The sequence below is a fragment of the Candidatus Weimeria sp. HCP3S3_B5 genome (assembly GCF_052064335.1).
Taxonomy (GTDB): domain Bacteria; phylum Bacillota; class Clostridia; order Lachnospirales; family Lachnospiraceae; genus Weimeria.
Genome location: NZ_JBQHVU010000005.1, coordinates 103,784 through 130,756 on the forward strand (window position 1 = coordinate 103,784; position 26,973 = coordinate 130,756).

The following is a 26,973-nucleotide window of genomic DNA, read 5'->3' on the forward strand; positions in this document are numbered from 1 at the left end:
AGTCTCTTTTTCATCTTTTTTCATTTGGAGAAATAGAGTATAATTGACAGGATTGGAGGAAGCTATTATGACAAAGAAATTAAGCGCTCTGATAGAGGACGCAGGTTATACAGTAAGCAGGGGACCTCTTCAGGCAGATATTACTTCACTTGTATATGATTCAAGAAAGTCAGTAGCGGGAAGCCTTTTTGTAGCCATGCCAGGAGCCAAGGCCGATGGGACTGCATATATACCTCAGGCCGTCGAAAACGGTGCTGTTGCAGTGGTGGCAGAAAAGGAGGTCGATCTGCCTGAGGGAGTTTCTCTCATTCTTGCGGATGATTCAAGAGAGGCTCTTGCAAGGCTTTCAGCAGCCTGGTTTTCTCATCCGGCAGACAAGATAAAGGTGATCGGTATCACCGGGACCAAGGGTAAGACCACGACCACCTATATGATAAAGTCCATTCTCGAGAATGCCGGCAGGAAGGTTGGACTTATCGGGACCATTGAGGCCATTATCGGAGATAAGCATATACCATCCCTTAACACTACACCTGAGAGCTATATAGTACAGGAGTATCTGTCCCAGATGGTAGATAAGGGAATAGAGATCGCTGTAATGGAAGTAAGCTCACAGGCACTGAAGCTTCACAGGGTAAGCGGGATGACCTTTGAGATAGGTATCTTTACAAATATATCTCCGGACCACATAGGGCCTGCCGAGCATAAGGATTTCGCAGAATACCTGTATTGCAAAAGCCTGCTTTTCAGACAGTGCAGACACGGGATCTTCAATGCAGATGATAAGGAGCTTGAGGAAATATTAAAGGGACATACCTGCACGGTAAATACCTATGCTATCGAAAATGACGCTGATTTTAAGGCGGAGGATATAAGGCTTGTCCACAGGCCAGGCTATCTGGGAGTAGACTACAGGGTTAGCGGCAGGGAAAATTTCCCTGTGACTATAGATGTACCCGGAAGGTTTTCGGTCTATAATTCCCTTTGTGCCATCGCGGTCTGCCATTTCTTTGGCGTGGAGGCGTCTGCAATGCAGAAGGCCTTGAAGGCAGCAAGAGTAAAGGGAAGGATCGAAATGATCCATGTATCAGATGATTTCGCACTGATGATAGACTATGCCCATAATGCAATGGCGCTTGAAAGCCTGCTTTCGACTATACGTGAATATAATCCGGGAAGGATAGTGACTGTATTCGGCTGTGGCGGAAACCGTTCAAAGCTCAGGAGATATGAGATGGGGGAGGTCTCAGGGAGACTTAGTGATTTCACGATCATAACGTCAGACAATCCGCGCTTTGAAAAGCCTCTTGACATAATAAAGGATATAGAGACAGGTATAAAAAAGACAGACGGCAAATATATAGAGATCCCTGACAGGAAGGAAGCCATCAGATATGCCATAGAAAACGGGCAGAAGGGCGATGTGATAATCCTTGCTGGAAAGGGCCATGAGGACTATCAGGAGATAAAGGGAGTAAAGCATCCTATGGATGAGAGAGTCCTGATAAAAGAGGTGCTAGAGGAACTTAAGGGCTGATGTATGCACAGGTTTATCTGAAGATCGGAGTGACGAAGCTTGACCGGCCCTTTACCTACAGGATCCCGGATGAGCTTATCGGGGCAGTAGTTCCGGGCTGTGAGGTAAGGGTGCCATTTGCCTCAAGGAAGCTTAGAGGCTTCGTCATATCGGTAGACGATAAGACCGATATCGACCAGTCTTCAATAAAGGATATCATATCAGCAAAGCCATTTGATCCAGGCTCAGACGGAGCTCTTTTTGCTCTTGCGGGATTTGTGCACGAAAGATATGGTGGTACACTGGGGCAGGCCCTGTCAACGGTTTTCCCTCAGGCTGCAAAGGCAAAGGGCAGGAAGGAAAAGCCGCTTAAGAATCCCTTCGAGGGACTTGATCTCCCGGAGAAAGGACCTGTGATAGAGCTTAATCCTGAGCAGAAAAGAGTGATCGATACATTTTCGGCTGACAGGGATAAGGGAAAAAGCCCTGTCTATCTTCTTAAGGGAGTGACAGGCAGCGGAAAGACGATCTGCTATATCAGGATGATAGAAAAGGTCATATCAGAGGGAAAGCAGGCCATAGTCCTGATACCTGAGATAGCACTTACCTTGCAGAATATCATGAGGTTTTACAGCTGCTTTGGAGAGAAGGTCTCAGCCATTAATTCAAGGATGACGCCGGCGATGAGAAGGGATCAGTTCATCCGGGCCAGACGTGGGGAGATTTCTGTTATGATAGGGCCGAGAAGCGCTCTTTTTACTCCGTTCGGGAAGCTTGGTCTGATCATAGTCGATGAGGAGCATGAGACAAGCTACAATAGCGAGAATCCTCCTAAATATCACGGAGTCGATGTGGCTGTGGAAAGAGGAAGGATAGAAAATGCCTCTGTAGTCTTAGGATCTGCAAGCCCTTCTGTCGCTTCCTATTATCATGCAAAAAAGGGCGATTATAAGCTTCTCTCACTTGAGAAGAGGGCCAATTCTGCCAGCATGCCAAGGGTAAGTATAGTGGACATGAGACAGGAGCTGAAAAACGGCAACAGATCCATGCTCAGTCAGGCTCTTTTTGATGGGATAAAGGAAAGGCTTTCGCGCCACGAGCAGACCATGCTCTTTATCAACAGGAGAGGAGTGGCCGGAACCGTATCTTGCAGAGAATGCGGTCAAGTGATAAAATGCTCTCATTGCGATGTCCCGATGTCGCTTCATAAAGACGGATATCTCTACTGCCATTACTGTGGTAACAGGATCCCTTTCAGGGGGGAATGTCCCTCCTGTCATTCAAGGCTTATCGGGACCATGAGGGCTGGCACCGAAAGGATAGAAAGTGAGATCATAAGGAGTTTCCCCGGAGTCAGGACACTCAGGATGGATGCTGATACAACAAAAAGCAGGGACAGCTACAGCCATATCCTTAAGGCATTTAAGGACAGGAAGGCTGATGTGCTGATAGGTACCCAGATGATAGTAAAGGGGCATGATTTCCCAGGCGTTACGCTGATGGGGATCCTGGCTGCTGACCTATCACTCAATGTTGCAGACTACAGGGCCAGTGAAAGGACCTATGATCTGCTGCTTCAGGCGTGTGGCAGGAGCGGCAGGGGAGAGAACCCGGGAGAGGCTATCATACAGACATATCAGCCGGACAACTATGCGATAGAGGCGGCGTCACGAGGAGACTACACGGCCTTCTATGAGAAGGAGGCTGCCTTCAGATCCATGATGGATTATCCTCCGTTCGGTCATATGCTTTCGGTCCTTATAACCTCATATGATGAGGACAGGTGCAGGCAGATGGGAGATTATCTGAAGGCGGAGATTCTTGCTTCTGATGAGGGGATCTTTATCTCGGGACCCGCCCCCTCGTCAATTACGAGGATAAAGGATCAGTACCGTTACGAGCTTTTGCTAAAGGATGCCTCGATCAGCCGGCTGTGTCAGGCCAGAAAGACAGCTGATCGGGCTGTACTTTTTAATAGGGCGCCAAAGGGCGCTGATATATGGTATGATTTTACTTAGGAAAGGATGATATTGATGGCGCTTAGAGAGATTAGGATAGATGGAGATCCGGTGCTTGAGAAGGTTTGCAAGCCAGTGAAGGAGATGACTCCGAGACTTGAGGAGCTTGTGGATGATATGCTTGAGACGATGTACGATGCCAACGGAGTGGGACTTGCTGCTCCTCAGGTCGGAGTGCTAAGACGCATAGTGGTTATTGATGTCGGAGATGGCCCGTACGTTCTGGTGAATCCAGAAATAATCGAGAAGGATGGAGAACAGACAGGACAGGAGGGCTGTCTTTCGGTTCCTGGAAAGTACGGCATTGTTACGCGTCCTATGCATGTAAGGGCAAAGGCTCTTGACAAGGATATGAAGGAATACAAGATAGATGCAGAGGGACTTTTTGCAAGGGCAGTCTGCCATGAGCTCGATCATCTCGATGGAAAGATGTATACAGAGCTTGTGGAGGACGGTCTCCACAGCTATGATGATGAACCTGAAGAGGAAGAAAACGAATGAACGTGATCTTTATGGGAACTCCTGATTTCGCAGTTCCCGTGCTGGAAGCCATAAAAGAGGCAGGACATAATGTGAGGCTGGTAGTCACCCAGCCTGACAAGCCTAAGGGCAGAGGGAAAAAGGTAGCCTGTTCTCCGGTAAAGGAATGGGCACTTCATCAGAATATCCCTGTTTACCAGCCAGAGAGGATCAGGAATCCCGAGGCTATAGAGATGATCACAACGATACCGGCTGATGTATGCGTTGTGGCTGCATTCGGTCAGATCCTTCCAAGGGAAATCCTTGATCATCCAAAGTATGGCTGTGTCAATGTCCATGCCTCCCTACTGCCTAAGTACAGAGGGGCTGCTCCTATACAATGGGCCATTCTTAACGGAGATGAATATACTGGAGTCACTACTATGCAGATGGGGCCTGGACTTGATGACGGGGATATACTTCTGCAGGCAAGGGTTGACATAGCGCCCGATGAGACAGGCGGAAGCCTGTTTGACAAGCTCTCCCATATAGGAGCAGATCTGCTTGTAGAGACGCTTGCCGGACTCGCACAAGGTATAATAATACCCAGACCTCAGGATGAGAAAAAGGCCTCCCATGTCGGCATGATAAGAAAGGACATGGGAAAACTGGACTTTACGGTTCCGGCTGCTACGCTTGAAAGACATGTCAGAGGCCTCTATCCATGGCCGGGGACCTATACCTATCTCGCTGGCAAAAGCCTTAAGGTATACAGAGCATCATATATAGCTGAGGAGGATCTTTCCGGAAAGGGAAATGCAGCTGTAGGAGAAGTGATAGATACGGATCAGGATGGAGAGGGAAGCATTGCTGTCCGCTGTCAGAACGGAGCGCTTGCCCTGCATGAGATCCAGCTGGAGGGAAAGAAAAGGATGTCAGTATCAGCCTTCCTGAACGGACATCCGATCGAGGAAGGAACTATACTAGGCTGAAATAGATATTGCCCGGGAGAGGCTGCTGTGTTATAATATCTCCGCCTTAAGCAGCAGGTGCCGGAGGTCTTTGATGCGGATATCCCATTCTGCTGACAGGATTCCCCGGTGAAAAGGGAAGTCGGGTGAAAGTCCCGCGCGATCCCGTCACTGTAATAAGAATAAAGGCCATATGCCACTGGAACTGGTCCGGGAAGGCGGCTTTTTCTGTGTAATTCTTTGAGCCAGGAGACCTGCCTGCTGTATAAGCAAAGCTATAACACGATGTATGTTTATTTGCGAAAGGAGAAACACAGCAATGAGAAAGAGAATTCTCACTCTTCTTGCCGCCGTTTCAATGACCTTTACGACAGCCTTTACGGCTGGTGCTCCTGTATATGGTCAGACGGTAAAGAAAACAGTAAAGACAGGGAAGAAAACGAAGCTTTCAGCAAAGCAGAAAAAAGCAGCCTCTGACAGGAAGGCAGCAGACAGGGTTCAGGCTCTTATAGACAAGATCTATGTCCAGAATGAGACGAAGACAACCGATGCTGATTGCAGAAAGGCAAGGCTTGAATGGGACAAGCTTACAAAGGCGCAGAAAAAGCTGGTAGATGATTATGACTATTTCGGAAGGGATACAGGAGACGCAGCCTGTGATAATCCTCTGAACTGGAACCATATCGGTAAAAACGAGATACTTGTCGTATCATTTGGCACTTCATTTAATGACAGCCGCGAGAAGGATATAGGAGGAGTAGAAAGAGCTCTTTCAGACGCATATTCATCCAAGGGATGGTCAATTCGCCGTGCATTTACCTCACAGATAATCATAAATCATATAAATGCAAGGGATAATGAGAAGATCGATAATGTAGATAAGGCACTTTCCAGGGCAGTTTCCAATGGAGTGAAAAATCTCGTGATCCAGCCTACGCATCTGATGCATGGAAAGGAGTATGATGAGCTTAAGGCAGAGGTGGAGACCTATGCTGATAAGTTTGACCATATAATCTTTTCTGAGCCTCTTCTCGGAGAGGTCGGGACCGATTCGTCCTCAGTAAATGCAGACAAGGAGAAGGTAGCAAAGGCCGTTACAGCTGATGCTGTAAGGACAGCGGGGTTTGCTTCACTTGACGAGAGTGCAAAAGCAGGTACAGCCTTTGTATTCATGGGCCACGGAACTTCTCATCAGGCAAATATCACCTATGATCAGATGCAGACTCAGATGAAGGAGCTTGGATATAAGAATGTCTTTATCGGTACAGTCGAGGGTAAGCCGGCTGATACAGCCTGCAAGGAAGTCATAAATAAGGTAAAGGCAGCAGGCTATAGTAAGGTGGTACTTCGTCCTCTTATGGTAGTAGCCGGAGATCATGCCAACAACGATATGGCAGGATCTGATAAGGATTCATGGAAGAGTCAGTTCGCTAATGCATTTGGTAAGAAGAATATAAGCACACAGATAGCCGGACTCGGAAGGATCCCAGAGATAGAGAGCATATATAAGGATCATCTGGATGCAGCCCTTGCAGCAGAAAAGGGATTTTCTGTAAATGCAGCTACAGGCTCATCAATCTCTGTATTAAGCTCACAGGTGCTTGCAACTAAGAGGGGCCTTAAGGATGGCAGCTATAAGGTGGATTTCACTACGGATCTTCCTAGTATGTTTTATATGAATACAGCTTATAAAAAGGCTAAGCTTACCGTTAAGAACGGTAAGATGACTGCCTTCGTTCCACTTGCTTCGACCGGGATCGATAAGCTCTATGTCGGCTCTGTTTCCGGAGCAAAAAAGTCAGGAGCAAAATACTGCAAGAGGAAGACTGTGACGGTAAAGGACTCTGATGGAAAGAAGAGCAAAGTCTATGCCTTTTATATACCTGTAAAGCAGCTCGGAAAGGAGTTCACCGTTTCCATCCACGGAAAGAAGAGCGGAAAGTGGTATGCTCATCAGGTAAAGATCAGCCGTTGAGAAAACGCATGAAATTATCGGGAAGAGTTATTTTATTATACATGGTCTGATATTGCTCAGACGAGAATTCAGTTATATAATTTTTTGTATAATTTTTCTGGAAGCCGTGTGACCATAACAGGTCCACGGCTTTATTGTATGCAAGAGCAGCCTCCTCAGGAGTCTTGAAGGTCCCAAGGGAATAGTATCCGCGTATATGGATCCTGGCCTCGAAGCCTGCAAGCCTAAGCCCCTCTACAGCTCTTACCCCGGTGTAGGGGTTTTTTACTATTATATTTTCATAGCGCAGATCATATGGGTCGCCGTTGGCAAAATCATAGTCGGTGCCGGCGACTGCGTAGCTTCTGATACCATATCGCTGGAAAAGTGAATACTGACTGCCGTAATCATTTACATAGAGATGGCCGTCATGCACAAGGATCCGGTGAGTGGAATAATAGAAGAGATCGTCATTATCAAATTTATATATTCCCATTCCTTGAAGGAAATACAGGAAATATCCGTTCATCAGGTAGATAGGGGTCTTGAAATAGACTCCCCTGTCCCTGTGATTGATGATCGATACTGCCTTGTCTGCGGAAATATGATGGAGACGGCTGGCGAAATTCCAGATGGTGACAGAGGGGTCATCATAGAATCTCAGAGCCTCGTCAAGAGAGGCCTCTGCTTCACTTAGAGACCTGTAGCTTCCTATGGATATGTGCTTTTTTTCGTGATAGAAGCTGACACGGTAGCTCGGTGAGCCGTCCCTGCGCTTTGTCTTGTAAATTCCGTAGGCCATAGCCATATTTTAACATAAAAAAAGAAATATGAACATATTTCGAATAAACTGTGTAAGAAATTTATATCTTTTTATGGTATAGTAGTGAGGTAAAGACTCTAAATAAGGATGATCACAGATGAAGATAAATGCGGCTATGATCGTAAGGAATGAGGCAGACAGGATTAAGAGGTGTCTTCTGGCTGCCGGACCTTTTTTTGACAGGATAATAGTTGTGGATACAGGCTCAGTAGATGACACCTGCGACATTGCATCATCATTTGAGAATACCAGCCTCTACCACTTTGACTGGGTAGATGATTTTTCTGCGGCCAGGAATTTTTTGCTTCAGAGATCTGAGGATTGGGGGGCGGATTATTCTCTGGTGCTTGATGCTGATGAATATCTGAGAAAGCCGGAGGAGGATATAAGGCTTTTTATCGAGCAGGCAGAGAAAAAATATGCCGGCAGATGGGCAGGGTATCTGACAAGATACGACAGCTTTCGCAATGAGGAGGGCAACATCGACATATCAAGGACCAGGATAACAAGGCTTCTTCCGCGAGGAGTAAGATACAGCGGTATCATACATGAGCAGCCGGTTTTTGACGGGATAAAGATATATACTCCGTTTGAGGCGGATCATGACGGGTATCTCGATACAGACAAGGGCAGACGTGATCTGCCCTATCTGTTAAAAGCTATAAAAGAGGATCCGTCTGATCCCTATCTCTACTATCAGGCGGGAGCGGCATATAAGAGTGAGAAGGATAAGGAGCAGGCAGTCAGATATCTGGGCAGCTTCTATCAGATGATAGCCGGTATTCCTTCGGCCTTTGAGACTGATTATGTAAGAGACGGCGTGATAAGATATCTGTATGCGCTTATGGATCTGAATACGGAGGAGTCCATGACAAGGGCGCTTTCTGTGACAGAGGCAGTGAAAGGGTACTATAAGGACAATAGCGACTACTGGTTTTTCTGCGGGGTTTTCTATATGAAGCTCGCACTTTTTGATACCAGAAGATACATGTCCTATGTACCTATGATAGAGGGCTGCTATAAGAGATGCATAGAGATAGGGGAGGATAAGAGGACAATGACAGTGCGTGGGACTGGCTCATTCAAGGCCTACCATAATCTGGGACTTTATTACCAGCTTACAGGAGACGAAAAAAGGGCCCGGGAATGTTTTAAGAAGGAAAAGGAGGCCGGGATTGACTTTTAAGATTTCCTTATTTATTATAAAAACAGTTGTAAAGGCGGGGAATGATTTATAAAAGGTTTTATTTATGAGAGATAATGATAAAAAAGGACTTGACCAGTATATTGCAGAGAATATAGATCGGGCTATAGAAAACGGCTGGATACAGGTTTACTATCAGCCTGTAGTAAGAGCCCTTACAGGGAAGCTGTCAAGCGTAGAGGCGCTGACCAGATGGATAGAGCCGGTCCGTGGGGTCATTTCTCCCGGGGTCTTTATTCCTGTACTTGAAAAGACAAGGCAGATCCAGAAGCTGGATCTGTTTGTGATAGATCAGGTCGCAAGGATGATCCGTGACAGGAGCGACAAGGGTGAAAGCATAGTACCTGTTTCCTTCAACCTGAGCAGGGTGGACTTTGCTGAGTCAGATCCATATCAGGTGACAGAGGATTGTGTGAAGAAGTACGGGATCAACAGGCGGCTTCTGAAGGTCGAGATCACAGAGAGTACACTGATATCAGATCCTGACAAGCTGCATTCCATGTTCGGGCTTTTCCATGATCAGGGCTATGATATCTGGATGGATGATTTCGGAAGCGGCTATTCTACTCTCAATGTGCTAAAGGACTACAGCTTCGATGAGATAAAGATCGACATGGCCTTTCTTCGCGGATTCAATGAGCGCGGGAAGAATATAGTGGCCTCGATAGTCCGTATGGCCAAGTCGCTTCAGATCCATACTCTTACAGAGGGAGCCGAGACCAGGGAGCAGGTGGACTTCTTAAAGAAGATTGGCTGTGAGAAGATCCAGGGATATTTCTACGGGGCACCGATGCCTTACGATGTCCTGTTGCAGCACTGTGCTGACTTCGGTCTGGAGGCAGAGACAGCTGATGAGGCCTATCTCTATGATGTGGCAGGAAGCGTCGATTTCTTAAGTGAGGAGCCTGTCATCCTGCTTGAGGAGAAAAAAGGCAATTTAAGCATAGCTTATTTTAATGACAGGTCCAGACAGCCGATCGCCGAGATAGCCAGGTCTATGGGACTGCCTGAGGACAGCCGAGATGTATTCTCGTTTGATAAGAGGCTAAGTGACAGGATGGCTGCCCTGCTCGATACTGCAAAGAGAAGCGAAAAGGACGAGGTATTCAATCTCGTCTACAGCGGTCAGTACTACAGGCTCCATATCAGGACACTGGCCGGGGTGAACGATCATTACATGCATCTCCTCTCTATGTATAATATCACTTATGATATCACTCAGAAGGAGAAGCGGCACTTCAACGATCTTTTAAGGGAGACAACACAGATATATTCCAGGGTATATCTGGTGAATCCAAAGGAGGATACGGTCGAGGTAGTAGAGACGGATTCGTCGGATGAGAAGGCCGGAGATATATATTTCAAGATCAGACAGAGGTTTAACGAGCTGGCAGACACTATAGTCGACAAGAGTGACAGGGACAGGTTCATAGAATTTTTCTCGCCTGTAAATATCAAAAAGACTCTTAAAAGGGTGGGCGACAATCATACCGGAGAATGCTTTAAGGTCAGGAAATATGACGGCACCTTTCGCTGGGACGAGTTCGATGTGCTCGGCCTTCGCGGCGGAGACTCCGGAGAATATCTGGTGCTGCAGAGGAAATCTATTCTAAATGATTCTGTCGACCCTGTCGGGGTTATCAACCGGATTGATGATACATTTAAGCTGTCAGGAAGCCATAAGCCGGAGATCTTTGATGAGATAGCGACCTGGAAAAGTATTACTGAGAATTCAAGGATCAAGTTTTTCTGGAAGGATGATAACCGCCGTTTCAGGGGGGTGAGCCAGTCATTCCTCGACTATTACGGCATTGCAAATGCCGATGATATTCTGGGCAAGACAGATGACGAGATCGGCTGGCACGTGGATGATGAGCCGTACAGAGATGATGAGCTTGCTGTCATAAGGCATGGTAAGCGTATAATCGATTCAATAGGACACACAGTGGTAAATGGTGAGGTCAGGCTGATCTCTGCAAGCAAGTTCCCGGTCTATAGGGCGGACCGGATAGTGGGTCTTGTCGGATATTTTCATCAGATAAATGACAGTACCGATATGGGAGACGGGACAGAGATCTTCTCGGATCAGGTCACTTCGCTTATGAATTCGCGAGGCGTCCTTCTGTCCCTTGTGAATTTCTATGACAACTACAGACGCCATAAGGAAAGGTTTTCAGCAGCTCTTATCGATATAGTGGACAACAGCTGGGACAGACATAAGGATTCGGAAAACTATAAGCAGAAATACTACCGCTTCCTCTCTGAGCAGCTTAGGACAACCTTCTCCAGATCCTATGTATGCGGAAGGGTGGATGCATCCAGATTCATCGTGATCTCCAAGGAGGAGCCGGCTGAGGTAAGAAAGAAGGTCTTCGCGCTCTACTCAAGGCTTTCGGATACAAAGCTTATAGCAGATCTGCCTGCAGAGCTTCAGATGACATATTCTATGGTCGATTCCACCGAAGGATATCGACCTGAGGAGTATCTGTCGGTGCTCGAAAGGAGGAGGGCCGGTGAGTCTGCAATGGAGACTACAGCAGGTGCGGACAGGATCGTAGTCACTTCCGATCAGATGGAAGGTGTAGACGAGAGGATATACTTTGCAGATTTGAACACCTATGAGCTTTTGTATATGAACAAGGCTCTGAAGAGAGATCTGGGTCTTCCGGACAATTTTGAATACAAAGGACTCAAGTGCTATCAGGTGATCCACCATTATGACCATATCTGTGATCACTGCTCAAACCCAATGCTGGACGTCGGCAGATTTGTAAGCCGCAGCTATCATAATCAGGTCAGCGGACAGGACTATCTGATGAGGGATACGATCCTTGTCTACGGTGACAGTAAGGTAAAGGCATCATTCGCCTTCTCTCTGACTGACAATATGAGACAGGCTGAGATGGTAAACAATGTCCTTCACAGGCGTATAAGGGTAAATGATCTGATAAGTCAGGCCTTCGAGGAGGAAAGCTCTGACAAGGCACTTGACCGTATCCTTTTCGGAGTGGGTCAGGAGTTAAGAGCTGACAGAGCCTATATCTTCGAACAGTTTGATGACTATCTGGTCAACACCTATGAATGGGTGGCCGAGGGAGTCAGCAGACAAAAGGACAATCTGAATCATGTGCCTATTGCAGATGCATCGCCATTCTACGACGCATTTGATATGAACAGTACATTCGTTATCGAGGATGCCGAGGAATATCGCGGAACTCCTTTGTATGAATGGCTGAAGCCGCAGGATATACATTCGCTCATTGAGGTGCCGCTCAAGATGAAGGGCAAGATGATAGGCTTTATAGGAATAGATAATCCTGATCCGTCGATCATAGGTACATCCGAAAGCATCCTTTTAAGCCTGTCAAGATTTGTCTCGGTGCTGATCAGATCGAGGAATACTATGAGCTATCTGGATGAGCTCGGACAGAGGGATTTCCTTACCAATGTGATGAACAGGAGAGCCTTAAAGACAGCGGTAGCTGGAATAGACAGGAACAGGCCTCTGATATTTGTCTATGCCGACCTCAATCATCTGAAGGAGATAAATGATAATGAGGGGCATGACAGCGGAGATGAGCTGATCAGATCAGCTGCAAATATCATGGCCTCCTATGCCGGCAATGACAGGGTATTCCGCCTTGGCGGTGATGAGTTCGTGGTCGTTATAGAGCTTAATAATATACTGCAGGCTGATCAGGTGATGCGGGCGCTCAGGCAGAACTTTGAAAAGGAAAGTATAAGCGTTGCCTTAGGCTGCGCGCTCCGTACCTCGCCTGACGACAATATAGATGATATCTTAAGAGAAGCTGACGAGCATATGTATGCAAATAAGGTAAAGATGCACAATCGCGATGCCGGAAAGTGACCTACAAAAGAGTGGTTTTGTCCATCAGACTGACAAAACCACCTTTTTGTTTATGGACAAAAGATGGGCATGATATTAGAATCTTTAACGAAATTAATAAAATCCATGTATTTTAAGATATAAAACATTAATAAGGACAGGAGGAATTACCAATGGGACTTAAGGAGCTTTCCCATGCTGCAGAGAGAAAGGCTTTCGAGACAGCTATAGACGGATTTTTAAAGCATATCAAGAAAAAGGATTATGCTGACAGAGGAGCTACATATGCCAAGCTCGTTGATGCGGCAGGAACCTTCTGGAAGGATGCGAACAAGGATACACTTGCAGCTGCCAAGAAGGCAGTCATGGATCCGAATAACCGCTGGATGAAATTCATCAACAGAGTAATCGACGAGACTGATCCTCACTATGCCAAGACAATGCTTCTTAATCTCGGATACGAAGCATTTTTCCGTGGAACCAAGACGATCAGAGCCAACCGTGAGAAGTATCACTGCAATATCCCATGGCTCATCCTCTTTGATCCTACGATGGCATGTAATATGCATTGCGTAGGATGCTGGTCAGGTACCTATGGCCACAAGGCAAATCTGACATTCGAGCAGATGGATAAGATCGTCACTCAGGGTAAGGAACTCGGAGCATATCTGTATATGATGACAGGCGGAGAACCTACCGTTCGTATGAAGGATATTTTCCGTCTGGCAGAGAAGCACAATGACTGCTTCTTCGGACTATATTCCAATTCTACCCTGATCACAGATGAGCTTGCCGAGAAGGTAAGACAGCTTGGCAATATCACCTTCATGCTTTCTCTCGAGGGAACTCCAGATACCAACGATGAGCGTCGTGGAAACGGACACTATGCCAAGGTTATGGAGGCTATGGATATCCTTCGTAAGCATGGTATTGTATTCGGTACTTCAGTATGCTATACAAGAGAAAATATCGAGGCAGTTACAAGCGATGATTTCTTCCATCTGCTTGAGAATAAAGGTGCCAGATTCGGCTTCTACTTCCACTTCATGCCAGTAGGGAACAATGCTGTACCAGAGCTTATGCCTACAGTAGAGCAGAGGAAGTACATAATTGACCGTATCCGCTATGTCAGAAGTGACAAGTGCGATTTCTCATTCTTCCCTATGGATTTCCAGAACGACGGAGAGTACGTAGGCGGATGTATTGCCGGAGGAAGGAACTACTTCCATATCAATTCAAACGGTGATGCTGAGCCATGCGTGTTCATCCATTTCTCGGATTCGAATATAAACGACAAGTCTATACTTGAGATCCTGCAGAGCCCTCTCTTCATGGAGTATCATAAGGGACAGCCTTTCAACAGGAACCAGCTTCGTCCATGCCCTATGCTGGAGAACCCTACCCTTCTGCGCAAGATGGTGCATGATACAGGTGCCCAGCAGACAAACCTTGAGTCTCCGGAGAGTGTTGAGCATCTCTGCGAGAAGTGTGACGACTATGCAAGAGAATGGGCTCCGGTAGCCGAAGAGGTATGGAAGTCAGAGACCCATAAGAAAAAGTCATACGAGAATTACTCAGAGGAGCATGTGGCTCATCCTGAGCTTGCAGCCTTCCAGACAGAGGATGATGTGACAGATGAGTGCAGACAGCATCCTGAGCTTGCAGCATACCGTTCCTCACAGGTAGAGGAGGAAGCCCTGAGAAAGGATGCATGACCGAAAGCCTGTAGGTAAGAGCGAGTCGAAGACGAAGCTCGAACCACAGGCGAGGTCGTTCTTTGAGATTAATGAGAGCGAGCCATAGGCGAAGCTCGAATTTAGCGAAAAGAACTTCCTTGTAAGCGAGAACGAGTCGAAGACGAAGTTCGAGCTTAACGAAGACAGCTTCCTTGTTAGCGAAAGCAAGCCGCAGGCGCAGCTTGAGCTTAGCGAGCAGAACTTCCTTATAATACCTCCTGATTTCAGGAGGTCTTTTTTTTATGCCATAATTGTGATATCATAATAAGGAATATGTCACAACGGACATAAAGGAAGGAAATGATATGGCTCTTGAGACTACGGATCTGTTCAGACAGAATCTGTCCCGGGCATTGGGACTCCACCAGCTGACACCCGCGGAGATAAAGAAGGTCCAGGGGGTCGTTTATTCGATCGCAAAGGACATAGCAGAGCTCTGTGAGGAGAATGACATTCCATATATGCTAGGCGGAGGATCAGCGCTTGGGGCAGTAAGGCATCAGGGCTTCATACCCTGGGATGATGATCTGGATCTTAATGTATCAAGGAAGGATATAGACAGACTCTGCGATCTGATAGAGGAGAAGTACCCTGAGAAGTACTATGTCGAGGCACCGCTTAGGACACCGGGCTACTACAGCTCCTTTGCCCAGGTCCAGCTTAAGGGTACGACGTTTAGGGAGTACCTCTGGCAGGAAGACGGAAAGTGCGGTATCAAGGTCGACCTCTGGATCCTTGAGAATGTTTTCGATAATCCGCTTAAGCGCCGTATTCAGGGGATACTCTGTGACGGAGGCTCGCTTATTCTCTCCTGCATCAGGATGCATAAGGAAAAGAAAGCCTTTCTGCATCTGGCAGAAGGAAATAAAAGGGGACAGAGACTTATAAGGATAAAGGCCGCGATAGGAGCGCTTCCTTCGCTTACCCCATGGTGGTGGTACAGGAGAGTACAGCATTTTTACTCCATGTGCCATGATGATCATTCGAAATATGTTTCATTTCCTGCCGGAAGGAAGCATTTTTTCGGAGAGATGTATGAGAGGGAAAAATACTGCGATACTGAAAGGATGAAATTCGAGAATTCATATTTTCCGGTGACAAAGGACTATGACAATTATTTCCATGCCCTTTATCCGGGGGATTATATGCAGCTGCCGCCTGAGGAGAAACGTGAGCGGCATGTGCTTTATGAGCTGAAATTCAAGGAGGACGAAAGTTGACAAGGAAGAAGATCCTAATGAGGGCAGGGACCACAGTCCTTGAAAACCTCTACGCCACAAAAACCATATTTGATGATGCTATAGGCGGAAATGTAGGGAATCTGATCTATGCGAACAGTGTCTTGAGAGCCCTTATGACAGGTCAGGATGTAGAGATCGAGGCCGATCATTATTATGGTGAATTCGGGAAATACACTGATAGGGACGCTGAAAGAATAAACAGTGAGTATGAGGCCTATATCATTCCGTTTGCAGATGCATTCAGAAGCGACTTCATAAGATCTATGAAGCGACTGACATCCTTCATAAAGAAGCTTACCATACCGGTAGTGATAGTCGGAGTCGGAGTATCATCAGGCAGTCAGGGCAATATAATGAATCCTCTGCCGCAGGATGATGCTGTAAGGGAACTTGTTTCGGAGGTCCTTAAGCACTCTGCAATCGTCGGGGTAAGAGGTGAGTCGACCTACAGATATCTTACCGAAAAACTAGGCTTCCCAGAGGATTCGGTTACAGTTATTGGATGTCCGTCTATGTATACCTTTGGCCCTGATCTTACTCTTAAAAAAGAGGCTGATCTGAAACCGGAGTCAAGGATAATCATCACGGACACGAGATACAGTTCTCCGGGAGAATATATAGGAGATGAGATCCAGAAATTCCTTATCGGTGTTTCCGAGGAGTATCCGGACTTTACCTTTATCCCGCAGCTTGTCAGAGAGCTGAAGGAAATATATATAGGAGCTCCGTACAGCAGGGATAAGTCCATACTCTATCCTGGAGATTTGGATGCAGAGCTGTTTAAGGATGGAAGGGCGAAGTTTTTCCTTAACGTTCCGACCTGGCTTGATTTTGCTTCAGAGGCGGATTTCGCTGTGGGACCGCGGATCCATGGAAGTATAGCTCCTGTGCTTGCCGGGACGCCGTCACTTGCAATAGTAAAGGACATCAGGATGAAGGAGCTTGTCACATATCATCATCTGGCTCATGTGGATATAAGTGAGGTTCATGCGGATTCCAGACTTGCTGATCTGATCGAGGGAAAGGATTTTCATGAATTCGAGAAATATCAGGAAGAGAATTTCATCCACTATCTTGATTTCCTCCATAAGAATGGACTTTCGACTATCTATGATAAGGATATCCATATAAAGGAGGCTCCTCTTGATAAAAGGCTTGAAGGATTGAAGCTTTATGGAGCCGTGACTCCGTTTTCTACGGCCTCGCACAAGGAAAGACTTCGTCGTGAGGGTGAATATTTTTCTCGTGAGGAAGCTACGATTAAGGAGCTTAAGGACAGGATAAATGAGAAAAACCGCATAATAAGCGGACTTCACAGGTCTCTTGAGGAAGCAGAGAAGAAAAGCTTGTTTGAAAGCTTCAGGAAGATCAGGCATCGTCTTAAGAAAAATAGTATTTGAAGCGTAAGAATTGGTGTTTACAAGGCTTAGCTTATCATTTATAATAATCAGATATTTTTGTAAAGCATAAGTAAAGGAAAGATAAAATGAAAGTACTTAATCTTCATAAACCAGGTGATATCCGATGTGAGGAGGTTCCTGTTCCGACTCCGGGAGAGGGAGAGGTCCTTTTAAAGGTCATGGCCTGCGGTATATGCTCGTCGGATGAAGCCAGGATCTTTAAGGATGGCGCCCATGTGATGCCTATAGTTCCGGGACATGAGTTCGCGGGACAGGTAGAGGCAGTAGGTGAGGGAGTCGATAAGAGTCTGATCGGTAAAAAGGCAAGCGTATTTCCTATGCTGCCTTGCTTTGAGTGCCCGTCCTGTAAAAAGGGCGATTATGCGACCTGTTCCAATTACAAATACTATGGCTCGAGAAATGACGGAGGTATGTGTGAATACAGATGCATAAAGGCCTGGAACTTAAATATTCTCGATGATTCGGTCGATTACTGTGTGGCTGCACTGTCAGAGCCTTCTGCAGTAGGACATCACGCTAGTGAAGTCGGCGGGGTGAAGAAGGGCGACAAGGTCCTTGTCATAGGCTCCGGTACCATAGGACTTCTGATCGGCTTCTTTGCCCAGACCAAGGGCGCAGAGGTCTATATAGGAGCTAGAAGAAAGGAGTCGGCAGAGTTTGCGGCTTCTCTTGGTTTTTCAACAATAGACACCAATAATACAGCAGATCAGGTGGCAGCAGCGACCGATGGCAATGGAATGGATGTCGTCTTCGAGGCGGTAGGCTCCAATAAGTGCCTTATCGATGCCATAGAGTCGGTTGCAGCAGGCGGGACCTTAGTTACCGTAGGTAATCCAGCCGGTGATATGGATCTTCCGAGGGATGTATACTGGAGGATACTTCGCAAGCAGCTGACAGTAAAGGGTACCTGGAACTCATCCTATTCGGATAAGGCAAATGACTGGCATGAGGTTGCGGGAATTATGAAGGACAAAAAGATCCCTTTTGAAAAGCTTATCACAAGAAAGTACAGCCTGTCCCAGTGCGATGAGGCGTTTGATTTCTTCAGGGACCACAGCATACAGAAGTCAAGAGTAATGTTTGTAATGCACGAGAAGGAAAGTGAGGCATATAATGGCTGATTCAAAGAGCTCTGCGATTCCGGCCCGTCATCCGGGAAAGATATCTGCATCTATGATGTGTGCAGGACTTGACAAGATTTTTTACTATCTGACCGAATTCAAGGAGGCAAAGCTTGAGTTCCTTCATATAGATGTTATGGACGGGCAGTTCGTTCCCAACTTCGCGCTTGGTACTGATTATGCCAAGAGCCTTCGGAGGATAACCGACATACCATTCGATTTCCATTTCCTGACCATGGATCCGCTTGAGAAGATGAGCTGGTTCGATATCAGGGAGGGAGATCAGGTCGCTTTTCATTATGAAAACAACACTCATATAGCAGAGTGTCTGCAGTACCTTAAGAGACTCTCGGCTACCGCTCTTGTAGCTATAAACCCTGAGACGGATTACAGGGTGTTAGATCCTTATCTCGATGATCTTGACGGAGTTCTGGCTATGACGGTTCATCCGGGATTTGCAGGAAAGAAGCTTGTACCTTCTACAATGGATAAGGTCAAGGAGATGAGGGAATATTTCCATTCCATAGGAAAGGATGACCTTATAATCGAGGTGGACGGCAATATCACAATAGAGAATGCCAGAAAGCTTTATGAAAGAGGAGCCGATGTATTTGTGGCCGGGTCATCATCACTTTTCCATAAGGGAGAGACAGCAGTAAGCGAGGTCATAAGACAGAAGAGACTTGCAATCGGCTGGAAGGAGGAGGATCTGTGATGAGATATGCAGCTATCCTTGCCGGTGGAGTAGGAAACCGGATGAAATCAGCCCATATTCCCAAGCAGTTCTTAGAGATCGCCGGAAAGCCCATAATCATCTGGACTCTTGAAAGGATTATGAAGTCAGCTCTTTTCGATGAGATAATCATAGCCATCCATCCTGAGTGGAACGAGTACTTAAAGACCATGATAAGGGACAGGGATCTGAACAGGAGCTATGTAAAGGTCATCGATGGAGGAAAGGAAAGGCTTGACACTATAAGGAATGTCATAGACTACATTGATAAGACTCATGGTGTAAACGATTCTGACAAGATCCTTATCCATGATGCTGTACGTCCTTTTGTGACAGATAAGATCATGAAGGATTCAATGGATGCCTTAGACCAGTATCCGGCAGTAGTCGCAGCTATTCCGGCAACAGATACAATGCTATGGATAGAGGATGGCACCAAGGTGGATTCAATGCCTGCAAGAAGCAAGCTTTTTCATGGACAGGCACCTGATTCCTTCCGGCTTACAGTGTTAAGGGATTCTCTTGACTCCCTAAGCGACGAGGAAAAGGAGACGATCACAGGAACAGCCCAGATCTGTCTTACCAAGGGTATAGAGATACATACTGTTCCGGGAGATGTGGAGAATATCAAGCTGACAAGCGATGGCGATCTGATGATAGCTGAGGGGATAATGCGCGAAAGAATAGAGAGAGACAAATGATGGAAGAACACAGCGGTATAATAGTAGATGAGGTGCATTTTGCCAGAGTGCTTCTGCATGTAAGCGGCCATATCACAGAAGATGTAGGTGAACTGTCAAAGGCCAGCATATATATAAAGGACTCCTATCACGGTAAGCTTAAGCCCTCACATCTGGACTTCGACCGCAAGCTAAGAAGGTTTCATATAGTCTATCATATTCTGGGAGCAAACAACTCTTATCCTATAGAGACAGGAGATTACTACCTGCGTCTTAAAAATCATGGAGAGAAGTATTATTCATATCTGGCCCCTGCCCTGAGGAACTGCGAGAAGGACGGAAGGCTTAAGTATATTCCGGCTCAGCAGGATATCGACAGTGGTGATACAGATAAAAAGCCCTTCCAGTTTACCTTTTCAAGGAATACTGCAAAGCATGGCAGAGAGATCTTCGAGATGTTTTCGATGATGGACCTCGATGAGGATACTCTGTATTTCAGAGTGCGCTACCAGCCTCAGCTTGAGGATATGGGTATCATCTACAACATGAAGCAGCGCTTCAGGGAGTGGAAGGCCAATACCAGAAAGGCATTCAATCCATTTAAGGAGAGCATTCTGATAAAGAAATTCAACAGATATGAGGAGAAGAGGAAAAAGCTGCGGGCAGCAGGCAGGAAGCCGACTATTCTTTTTGCATCAGGCTCCAGAAGCTCTCTGAGTGGAAATGAGGAGTATATCTACAATAGGATGAAGGAGAGGAATCTCCTTAATGATTACAATATCCTGTTCAATTTCAAATCAAATATAAATGAGCGCTACGGGACCATAGGATCATTCAAGTTCACAAAGCAGCTTGCTATGAGTGACATAATAATGATCGACGATTTCCTTCCTTTCGTCTATAAGTTCGACTATCCTTGCGATGTGAAATTCGTCCAGGTCTGGCATGCCTGCGGCGCATTCAAGTCTCTCGGATTTGAAAGGGAGGGCAAGCCGGGCGCTCCAAAGACAAACACCAGGGTGCATAAGTGCTATACCCATATGCCTGTAAGCTCAGAGCATTCCGGCAGACACCATGCCGAGGCCTTCGGACTTCCTGAGAAGGTTTTCCTTCCTATAGGGATTCCAAGGACAGATATTTTCTTCGATGAAGAGTATAAGAAAAGCATGGTAGAAAAGCTCCGTCAGGAATACCCTATTATAAAGCGCAGGGACAGGGTTTATCTCTATGCGCCTACATTCCGTGGAAATAATGCGGTGGATGCTCATTTCCCTATGGAAAGAGTTGACTGGAAGAAATGGGGAGCTTTCCTCAAAGAGAGAAATGAGCTCCTTCTTGTCAAGATGCATCCATTTGTGAAGGAATCGATTGATATTCCTGAGGAATACAGGGAATATATAATCGATATGTCTGAATACAGGGAGGTAAATGACATTCTCTTCATTACTGATGTGATGATAACCGATTATTCCTCAGTAATGTATGAGTTTTCACTGCTCAGAAGGCCAATGTATTTCTTCGCCTTTGATCAGAGAATGTATGAGAACAGCCGTGATTTCTATGAGCCATATGAGGAGACGGTTCCGTCGCCATCTGTCATAGTAAAGACCTTCCCGGCTCTTCTGCACGCGCTTTCTGATACTGAGAACTATGATTATCAGGCGCTTGATAGGTTTGTGAAGAAGAATTTTACATATACAGACGGTAAGTCAACTGACAGGTTTATCGATCAGATAATATTAAAGTAAAGGAGTGATATTTTGAAGTTCGCCCGCACAAAGGCTTTTATGCTTGCGGTGGCTATGCTTGCAACAGGCATCGGAGGATGCATAGGGCCAGCTGATGCCTATGCAGCATCAAAGAAAGGATACGGAACAGCGACAGTCAGGATCTTTGCAACAACAGACATGCATGGACAGAGTGTAAAGCTGAATTATGATTCAGCCTCGGACGGAGAAGGCAGTCTGGCTCAGATAGCAGGGATTGTAAAGGAAAAGAGAAAGATAAAGTACGGAACCTCTGTCACAGTAGACTGTGGAGATAATCTATACGGTATAGGAGCCGAGAGTCTGATGAAGGGATCAGACAGCGGAGCCCAGTATATGTACGAGGAGATGAAGGCTCTTGGCTATGATGCCATCACACTTGGTAATCATGATTTTGACTACGGAGTCGATTACATAAAGAAGGCCATTTCCGATACAGGTATGAAGAGCAAGGTCGTACTCTCTAATGTCGTTGACGCCAAAACCAAAAAGAACCTTTACAAAAGCGGGATGATAGTAAAGAAAAACATCACGACCACCAGTGGGAAAAAGAAGACTATCAGGATCGGATTCGTGGGTGCAGTCGTTCCGTCACTAACCAGGAAAAAGGATGGAATGAGCTCTGAGTCTGATTCGGATGCAACCGAGGTGACATCTCTTGCTACAGCTGTTTCATGGCAGGGGATAATAGAGACCAGGGACATTGTCGAATCGGTAAGATCGGAGGCCAAGGCCCTTAAGAGGGATGGAGCTGACTTAGTCATTGCTCTGATCCATTCAGGCATAGGGTCAGAAAAAGCAAAGAAGCTTGATGACAATGTCGGATATGCGGTTACAGCAATTCCTGAGGTGGATGCAGTCTGTGCCGGGCATACTCATATGGATTTCCCTTATGATTCAGCCAAGGCAGAGCCATATTATGACTATTCTGATACCGATGGGGACGGGCTTATGCATGGCAAGGCACTTATCGAGGAGAAGGATCATGCATCCTCACTCGGAATAGCCGATATCAAGCTCGGCTTCAGTGCAGCCGGCAAACCATACATTAAGTATCAGACCGCAAAGATCAGAAAGATCAAGGATTCTGATCCCGAGGATCCTGATATAGTTTCTATCAACAAGAAGTATGATGAGATTTATCAGAAGATCTATGACAGAACAGTGACTTCTACAGATCAGAATGCAGATAATTATTTTGGAATGATAGAGGATAATCCTCTGATCCATCTCGCAAACTCTGCCAAGATCGAATATGGTATCCGTGCAGTAAAAAATCTTGATGACAGATATAAGAACGCACCGGTAATAGCCTCCACCCAGTACCAGCTCGGAGGGAAAAATTCGTCTGATTATCTGAAGATAGACGGGACTGTCCAGGTAAAGGACCTTTTGAATCTCGAGGCCTTCAATCAGCAGAGAGCCAAGGTCTATTATATGACAGGAGCCCAGCTGAAGGAATCTCTTGAGTATCAGGTCGCGAGATTCTATCAGGATCCTGCATCTGCAGCATCGGCCAAGTGGGACGCTGAGACGAAGAAACTTGTTGACCAGGGCTTAAAGCCTGTTCTTACTCCGGACCATCAGAACAACTGGAACGGCTTTCGGGTATATGACGGTATCGAATATGTCGTGGATCCTTCAAAGCCTGCAAGATATAATGAGGACGGAGAAAAGATATCAGATTCCAACAGGATCATAAGTCTCACAAGAAATGGGGTACCTGTATCGGACGACCAGATATTTATCCTTGTTTCTAAAAATATCTCATCAACGTTTGACCCGACCTTTTCAAAGGTGGCAGAAAAGCAGTGCATAGTAAGCAAGACCGCCCATATAAGCTCCATGCTCGAGACCTATATGAAGACACAGACAGTGGACGGAAGGCTTGCAATGTTAACGGACGGTAACTGGAAGATTGCCTTCCCTCAGGGAAGCGACTATATAATAAAGTCATCAGCAGATGCATCAGAGGTGGCAAAGTCCCGGGCCTGGTATCAGGGAGAAATAGCTGCAGAAAATGGATTTACCTTTTACAAGGCAGCTCTGGGGACACCTGATGAGCTTGCTGACAAGAGCGGACCATTCGTCACGGCCTCGCCTCTGGAAACTCAGGTCACAGGAGATCCTGTGACAGTAAAGGTGCTTGCAAATGATATCTCAGGAGTCAGCAGGATCTCATATACAGGAGGGACCTACAAGGCTAATGATGATGTGAGAAGCTATGCGACGGAGGTCTCAGGCGATAGCTTTACTGTTACGCAGAATGGTACCTATACAGTGTTTGCTGAGGATACTCTGGGTAATGTGAATGTCTGCTACGTACGTATAAATAATATAGACGGTACAGTTTCAGTGGCTCCTACTGTCGTACAGATCTCGAACAGAAAGAAGGTCATAACTGGAAACGCTTCTCCGTTCGCAGTCGTAAATCTCAAGATGTCTGGAATGGATGTGGATACAAAGGCAGATCAGAACGGAAGGTTTACCTTCAATCTGGAAAGGCCTGGTAATGCAGGAGACAGCTATCAGATCTATCAGACAGATATACAGGGACGCAGGAGCAGCGTCGTGACCGGAACAGTACAGCGGACAGGAGCCAATGCGCCTTCTGTCGTAAATCAGATAAATAATACTGATACGACTATAAGCGGAGTATTTCATGATGATCCACTCTGCTCTATCCTGGTTCAGTGCGGCAGCAAGGTCTATGTGCCTAAGGACGCCCAGTCACAGTATAAGGAAAGCAGCCTTTGCAAGGACAGCCTTACAAAGAAGTCTGTTACCATGACAAGAACAGGGGATACGTTTTCTATAAAGATACCTGTTCCTATGACAGGAGAGAATTATAAGATCTATGGTGTGGACTGGATAGGGAGGCTGTCAACCCTTACTTCAAGGACCGTAAATGAGGTCGCTCCTAACCAGCCTAAGGTAAGCACTGTTATAGCAGAGGATGCCCTGATCTCTGGAAGCATACCGAAGCCGACATCTGATAGCTATACGATAACAGTCCGGACAGGAAGCGGAAAGACCTATACAGGAACAGCTGGAAGCGATGGTAAGTTCGTTATAGAAGCTGACAGCGAGGCTGTCGGGACCAAGGTAAGCGTAACTGCTTCTGATATAAGAGACGGAGTGACAAGAAACAGTCTTGCAAGAGAGACTACCATGAAGTCACTTAAAGATTACTATGATAAGTACACAGAAAACGGCGAGATTTCCACTATAAATGATCAGGATACAGTTATCTCCGGATCGATATATGAGGGAGGCCCTGATGTACGTGCGGTTCTTCTGATAAATGGTGAGAAGAAGGCCGTAAGTCTGGGTGAGGACGGATCCTTTGAATATAAGCTTGAGACGCCGCTTTCTTACAAGGATAAGGTATATCTGATCGTAAGGAATGCAAGCGGAGGCCTTAAGGACATAGAGACAGAGACTGTTTCTGAGGCTGTTCCTGATAGGCCTGTGGTTTCAAATGAAAGAATAACGACTGATACGTCTGTTATCATAGCTGTTGGAAACAGGAGCTGTACTGCGGTCCTGAAGAGCGGCAAGACCTTTGTTAAGGCAAGGCCGGAGGAAAAGACTGCTGATGGCTTTGTATATAAGCTGACTCTGCCGAAGAAGCTCAGAAAGAAGGGAACTCATCTGAAGGTTTATCTGGAGAATTCATCAGGTCAGTCAGATCCTGTATCATTTGTAGTGAAACAGCTTGACAGCGATGAAGAAGAGTAGTACACTATTAAGGCTGATGTGAAAATGATGGTTCAATAGCCCCGAACATCATTTCATCAATATATCCCGGTCCGTGTCGGTACATTCGCGGGTCAGGAAGACAGGTTAATTTGGAGGATATATCAATGAACACCACTTATATGCCAAACCCTGATAAGGTTTGCCGCAAATGGTATGTTGTAGATGCCGAGGGACAGACACTTGGTCGTCTCGCATCAGAAGTCGCAAAGGTTTTACGCGGCAAGAACAAGCCGATCTTTACCCCTCACGAGGATTGCGGCGATTATGTTATCGTTGTAAACGCTGACAAGATCAAGGTCAGCGGAAAGAAGCTTGAGCAGAAGATTTATTACCGTCATTCTGATTATGTAGGCGGATTAAAGAGTGCTAGTCTCAAGGAGATGCTTGAGAGACATCCGGACCGTGTCATCGAGATCGCTGTTAAGGGAATGCTCCCGAAGGGACCTCTTGGCCGTCAGATGTACAAGAAGCTTTTCGTATATGCAGGCCCTGACCACAAGCATGCAGCTCAGAAGCCTGAAGCACTTGAGTTTTAATGCGTGGAGGATTAGAAAATGGCAAATGGTAACAGATATTACGGGACAGGCAGAAGGAAGTCTTCTGTAGCAAGAGTATACCTCGTTCCGGGCACAGGAAAGATCACTATCAATAAAGAGGATATCGACAAGTATTTCGGTCTTGAGACATTAAAGGTTGTCGTTCGTCAGCCGCTTGAGCTTACCGGCACAACTGATAAGTTTGATGTATTAGTAAACGTCAAGGGCGGTGGATACACAGGTCAGGCCGGAGCTATCCGTCACGGAATCTCAAGAGCTCTTCTTGAGGCCGATGAGGAGTATCGTCCTGCACTTAAGAAGGCCGGATTCCTTACACGTGATCCACGTATGAAGGAAAGAAAGAAGTACGGCTTAAAGAAGGCACGTCGTGCACCACAGTTCTCAAAGAGATAATGCGCGTAGCAATGAGCCATGCGCTTGTAAAAAAGACGTTCCAGATGAATGCTTGCATTCAGACTGGGATGTCTTTTTTTGAGTAGAGGTATGAGGTGAGAGGTGTGAGGTGAGAGGTATGAGGTGAGAGGTGAGAGGTGAGAGGTGAGAGGTACTTGCAGGCTTAGGTGTTGACCTGGCGAAATAGAAAATACACATACGATTATTGTCATTTGAACAGTACATTAGAAATAGCGCATATGGCAACCGCCATATTAACAGTACATTAGAAATAGCGCATATGGCGACCGCCATATTAACAGTGCATTAAAAAACAGTCCATACAGCTCTGCCATATGAACTGTTCATTCAAAAAACTATTATTGTTTATTAACTACTGGACCTCTGAGCCTTAACTATTGGCTTCTGTTTCCTCAAACCTCAAACCTCACACCTCTCACCTCTCACCTCAGTTACCGCCATATTAACAGTGCATTAAAAAACAGTCCATACAGCTCTGCCATATGAACTGTTCATTCAAAAAACTATTATTGTTTATTAACTACTGGACCTCTGAGCCCTAACTCTTGGCTTCTGTTTCCTCAAACCTCACACCTCACACCTCTCACCTCACTTACCGCCATATTAACAGTGCATCAAAAAACAGTCCATACAGCTACCGCCATATGAACTGTTCATTCAAAAAACTATTATTGTTTATTAACTACTGGACCTCTGAGCCCTAACTCTTGGCTTCTGTTTCCTCAAACCTCACACCTCACACCTCTCACC

18 protein-coding genes and 1 riboswitch are annotated in these 26,973 nt (G+C 46.2%); of the genes, 17 read left to right on the forward strand and 1 reads right to left on the reverse strand.

The window, feature by feature from the left end; all coding sequences use genetic code 11:
- Positions 1-67 precede the first annotated feature (67 nt).
- The 5 genes from ACTNCK_RS04060 (at position 68) to ACTNCK_RS04080 (ending at position 6,939) form a co-directional block, all read left to right on the forward strand.
- Entirely contained in the window at positions 68-1,537 is a 1,470-nt protein-coding gene (locus ACTNCK_RS04060) for a UDP-N-acetylmuramoyl-L-alanyl-D-glutamate--2,6-diaminopimelate ligase (RefSeq protein WP_441081107.1), read from the forward strand.
- Positions 1,537-3,534, forward strand: coding sequence for a replication restart helicase PriA (gene priA / locus ACTNCK_RS04065; RefSeq protein ID WP_441081108.1), 1,998 nt, complete (start codon positions 1,537-1,539; stop codon positions 3,532-3,534). Before ACTNCK_RS04060 ends, priA begins: the two co-directional genes overlap by 1 nt.
- Before the next feature lie 15 nt (positions 3,535-3,549).
- The gene (def, locus tag ACTNCK_RS04070) at positions 3,550-4,035 is read left to right on the forward strand and encodes a peptide deformylase (protein ID WP_441081129.1); all 486 of its coding nucleotides are present in this window, start codon (positions 3,550-3,552) and stop codon (positions 4,033-4,035) included.
- Entirely contained in the window at positions 4,032-4,985 is a 954-nt protein-coding gene (fmt, locus tag ACTNCK_RS04075; protein ID WP_441081109.1) for a methionyl-tRNA formyltransferase, read from the forward strand. The genes def and fmt overlap by 4 nt, the downstream gene beginning before the upstream one ends.
- A gap of 46 nt (positions 4,986-5,031) precedes the next feature.
- A riboswitch (cobalamin riboswitch) is annotated at positions 5,032-5,234 on the forward strand.
- A gap of 49 nt (positions 5,235-5,283) precedes the next feature.
- Complete coding sequence (locus tag ACTNCK_RS04080) at positions 5,284-6,939, forward strand: sirohydrochlorin cobaltochelatase (RefSeq protein ID WP_441081110.1); 1,656 nt, start codon at positions 5,284-5,286, stop codon at positions 6,937-6,939.
- On the opposite strand, the gene ACTNCK_RS04085 is transcribed toward ACTNCK_RS04080, so the two are convergent.
- Positions 6,929-7,720, reverse strand: coding sequence for a hypothetical protein (locus ACTNCK_RS04085; RefSeq protein WP_441081111.1), 792 nt, complete (start codon positions 7,718-7,720; stop codon positions 6,929-6,931). The two genes, ACTNCK_RS04080 and ACTNCK_RS04085, sit on opposite strands and share 11 nt — an antisense overlap.
- Positions 7,721-7,838: 118 nt before the next feature.
- On the opposite strand from ACTNCK_RS04085, the gene ACTNCK_RS04090 reads away from it, so the two are divergent.
- From ACTNCK_RS04090 to rpsI, 12 genes are all read left to right on the forward strand, one after another.
- Positions 7,839-8,927: a glycosyltransferase gene (locus ACTNCK_RS04090; RefSeq protein WP_441081113.1), complete on the forward strand. Its 1,089-nt coding sequence runs from the start codon at positions 7,839-7,841 to the stop codon at positions 8,925-8,927.
- Positions 8,928-8,991: 64 nt separating this feature from the next.
- The gene (locus tag ACTNCK_RS04095) at positions 8,992-12,813 is read left to right on the forward strand and encodes an EAL domain-containing protein (RefSeq protein WP_441081114.1); all 3,822 of its coding nucleotides are present in this window, start codon (positions 8,992-8,994) and stop codon (positions 12,811-12,813) included.
- A gap of 152 nt (positions 12,814-12,965) precedes the next feature.
- On the forward strand, positions 12,966-14,507 hold the full coding sequence (locus ACTNCK_RS04100; RefSeq protein WP_441081116.1) for a radical SAM protein: 1,542 nt from the start codon (positions 12,966-12,968) through the stop codon (positions 14,505-14,507).
- Between the two features lie 326 nt (positions 14,508-14,833).
- Complete coding sequence (locus ACTNCK_RS04105) at positions 14,834-15,748, forward strand: LicD family protein (RefSeq protein ID WP_441081118.1); 915 nt, start codon at positions 14,834-14,836, stop codon at positions 15,746-15,748.
- Positions 15,745-17,169, forward strand: coding sequence for a polysaccharide pyruvyl transferase family protein (locus ACTNCK_RS04110; RefSeq protein WP_441081119.1), 1,425 nt, complete (start codon positions 15,745-15,747; stop codon positions 17,167-17,169). The genes ACTNCK_RS04105 and ACTNCK_RS04110 overlap by 4 nt, the downstream gene beginning before the upstream one ends.
- An 86-nt stretch (positions 17,170-17,255) precedes the next feature.
- On the forward strand, positions 17,256-18,311 hold the full coding sequence (locus ACTNCK_RS04115) for a galactitol-1-phosphate 5-dehydrogenase (RefSeq protein ID WP_441081120.1): 1,056 nt from the start codon (positions 17,256-17,258) through the stop codon (positions 18,309-18,311).
- Positions 18,304-19,026 (forward strand): ribulose-phosphate 3-epimerase, encoded by a 723-nt coding sequence (locus tag ACTNCK_RS04120; protein ID WP_441081121.1) that lies wholly within the window; start codon positions 18,304-18,306, stop codon positions 19,024-19,026. Before ACTNCK_RS04115 ends, ACTNCK_RS04120 begins: the two co-directional genes overlap by 8 nt.
- Positions 19,026-19,745 carry an IspD/TarI family cytidylyltransferase gene (locus ACTNCK_RS04125; RefSeq protein ID WP_441081122.1) on the forward strand — a complete coding sequence of 240 codons (720 nt, stop codon included), beginning with the start codon at positions 19,026-19,028 and terminating at the stop codon, positions 19,743-19,745. Before ACTNCK_RS04120 ends, ACTNCK_RS04125 begins: the two co-directional genes overlap by 1 nt.
- Complete coding sequence (locus tag ACTNCK_RS04130; RefSeq protein ID WP_441081123.1) at positions 19,742-21,472, forward strand: CDP-glycerol glycerophosphotransferase family protein; 1,731 nt, start codon at positions 19,742-19,744, stop codon at positions 21,470-21,472. The genes ACTNCK_RS04125 and ACTNCK_RS04130 overlap by 4 nt, the downstream gene beginning before the upstream one ends.
- A 12-nt stretch (positions 21,473-21,484) precedes the next feature.
- On the forward strand, positions 21,485-25,231 hold the full coding sequence (locus tag ACTNCK_RS04135) for an Ig-like domain-containing protein (RefSeq protein WP_441081124.1): 3,747 nt from the start codon (positions 21,485-21,487) through the stop codon (positions 25,229-25,231).
- A 140-nt stretch (positions 25,232-25,371) separates the two neighbouring features.
- Positions 25,372-25,788 (forward strand): 50S ribosomal protein L13, encoded by a 417-nt coding sequence (gene rplM / locus ACTNCK_RS04140; RefSeq protein WP_441081130.1) that lies wholly within the window; start codon positions 25,372-25,374, stop codon positions 25,786-25,788.
- A gap of 18 nt (positions 25,789-25,806) precedes the next feature.
- Entirely contained in the window at positions 25,807-26,202 is a 396-nt protein-coding gene (gene rpsI / locus ACTNCK_RS04145) for a 30S ribosomal protein S9 (protein WP_441081125.1), read from the forward strand.
- The last annotated feature ends 771 nt before the right edge of the window (positions 26,203-26,973 follow it).

Coding starts and splice junctions, on each gene's coding strand:
- ACTNCK_RS04090 (WP_441081113.1), top strand. CDS start 7,839: ATGAAGATAAATGCGGCTATGATCGTAAGGAATGAGGCAGACAGGATT.
- rplM (WP_441081130.1), top strand. CDS start 25,372: ATGCCAAACCCTGATAAGGTTTGCCGCAAATGGTATGTTGTAGATGCC.
- priA (WP_441081108.1), top strand. CDS start 1,537: ATGTATGCACAGGTTTATCTGAAGATCGGAGTGACGAAGCTTGACCGG.
- ACTNCK_RS04060 (WP_441081107.1), top strand. CDS start 68: ATGACAAAGAAATTAAGCGCTCTGATAGAGGACGCAGGTTATACAGTA.
- ACTNCK_RS04120 (WP_441081121.1), top strand. CDS start 18,304: ATGGCTGATTCAAAGAGCTCTGCGATTCCGGCCCGTCATCCGGGAAAG.
- rpsI (WP_441081125.1), top strand. CDS start 25,807: ATGGCAAATGGTAACAGATATTACGGGACAGGCAGAAGGAAGTCTTCT.
- ACTNCK_RS04085 (WP_441081111.1), bottom strand. CDS start 7,720: ATGGCCTACGGAATTTACAAGACAAAGCGCAGGGACGGCTCACCGAGC.
- ACTNCK_RS04100 (WP_441081116.1), top strand. CDS start 12,966: ATGGGACTTAAGGAGCTTTCCCATGCTGCAGAGAGAAAGGCTTTCGAG.
- ACTNCK_RS04130 (WP_441081123.1), top strand. CDS start 19,742: ATGATGGAAGAACACAGCGGTATAATAGTAGATGAGGTGCATTTTGCC.
- fmt (WP_441081109.1), top strand. CDS start 4,032: ATGAACGTGATCTTTATGGGAACTCCTGATTTCGCAGTTCCCGTGCTG.
- ACTNCK_RS04125 (WP_441081122.1), top strand. CDS start 19,026: ATGAGATATGCAGCTATCCTTGCCGGTGGAGTAGGAAACCGGATGAAA.
- def (WP_441081129.1), top strand. CDS start 3,550: ATGGCGCTTAGAGAGATTAGGATAGATGGAGATCCGGTGCTTGAGAAG.
- ACTNCK_RS04115 (WP_441081120.1), top strand. CDS start 17,256: ATGAAAGTACTTAATCTTCATAAACCAGGTGATATCCGATGTGAGGAG.
- ACTNCK_RS04080 (WP_441081110.1), top strand. CDS start 5,284: ATGAGAAAGAGAATTCTCACTCTTCTTGCCGCCGTTTCAATGACCTTT.
- ACTNCK_RS04105 (WP_441081118.1), top strand. CDS start 14,834: ATGGCTCTTGAGACTACGGATCTGTTCAGACAGAATCTGTCCCGGGCA.
- ACTNCK_RS04095 (WP_441081114.1), top strand. CDS start 8,992: ATGAGAGATAATGATAAAAAAGGACTTGACCAGTATATTGCAGAGAAT.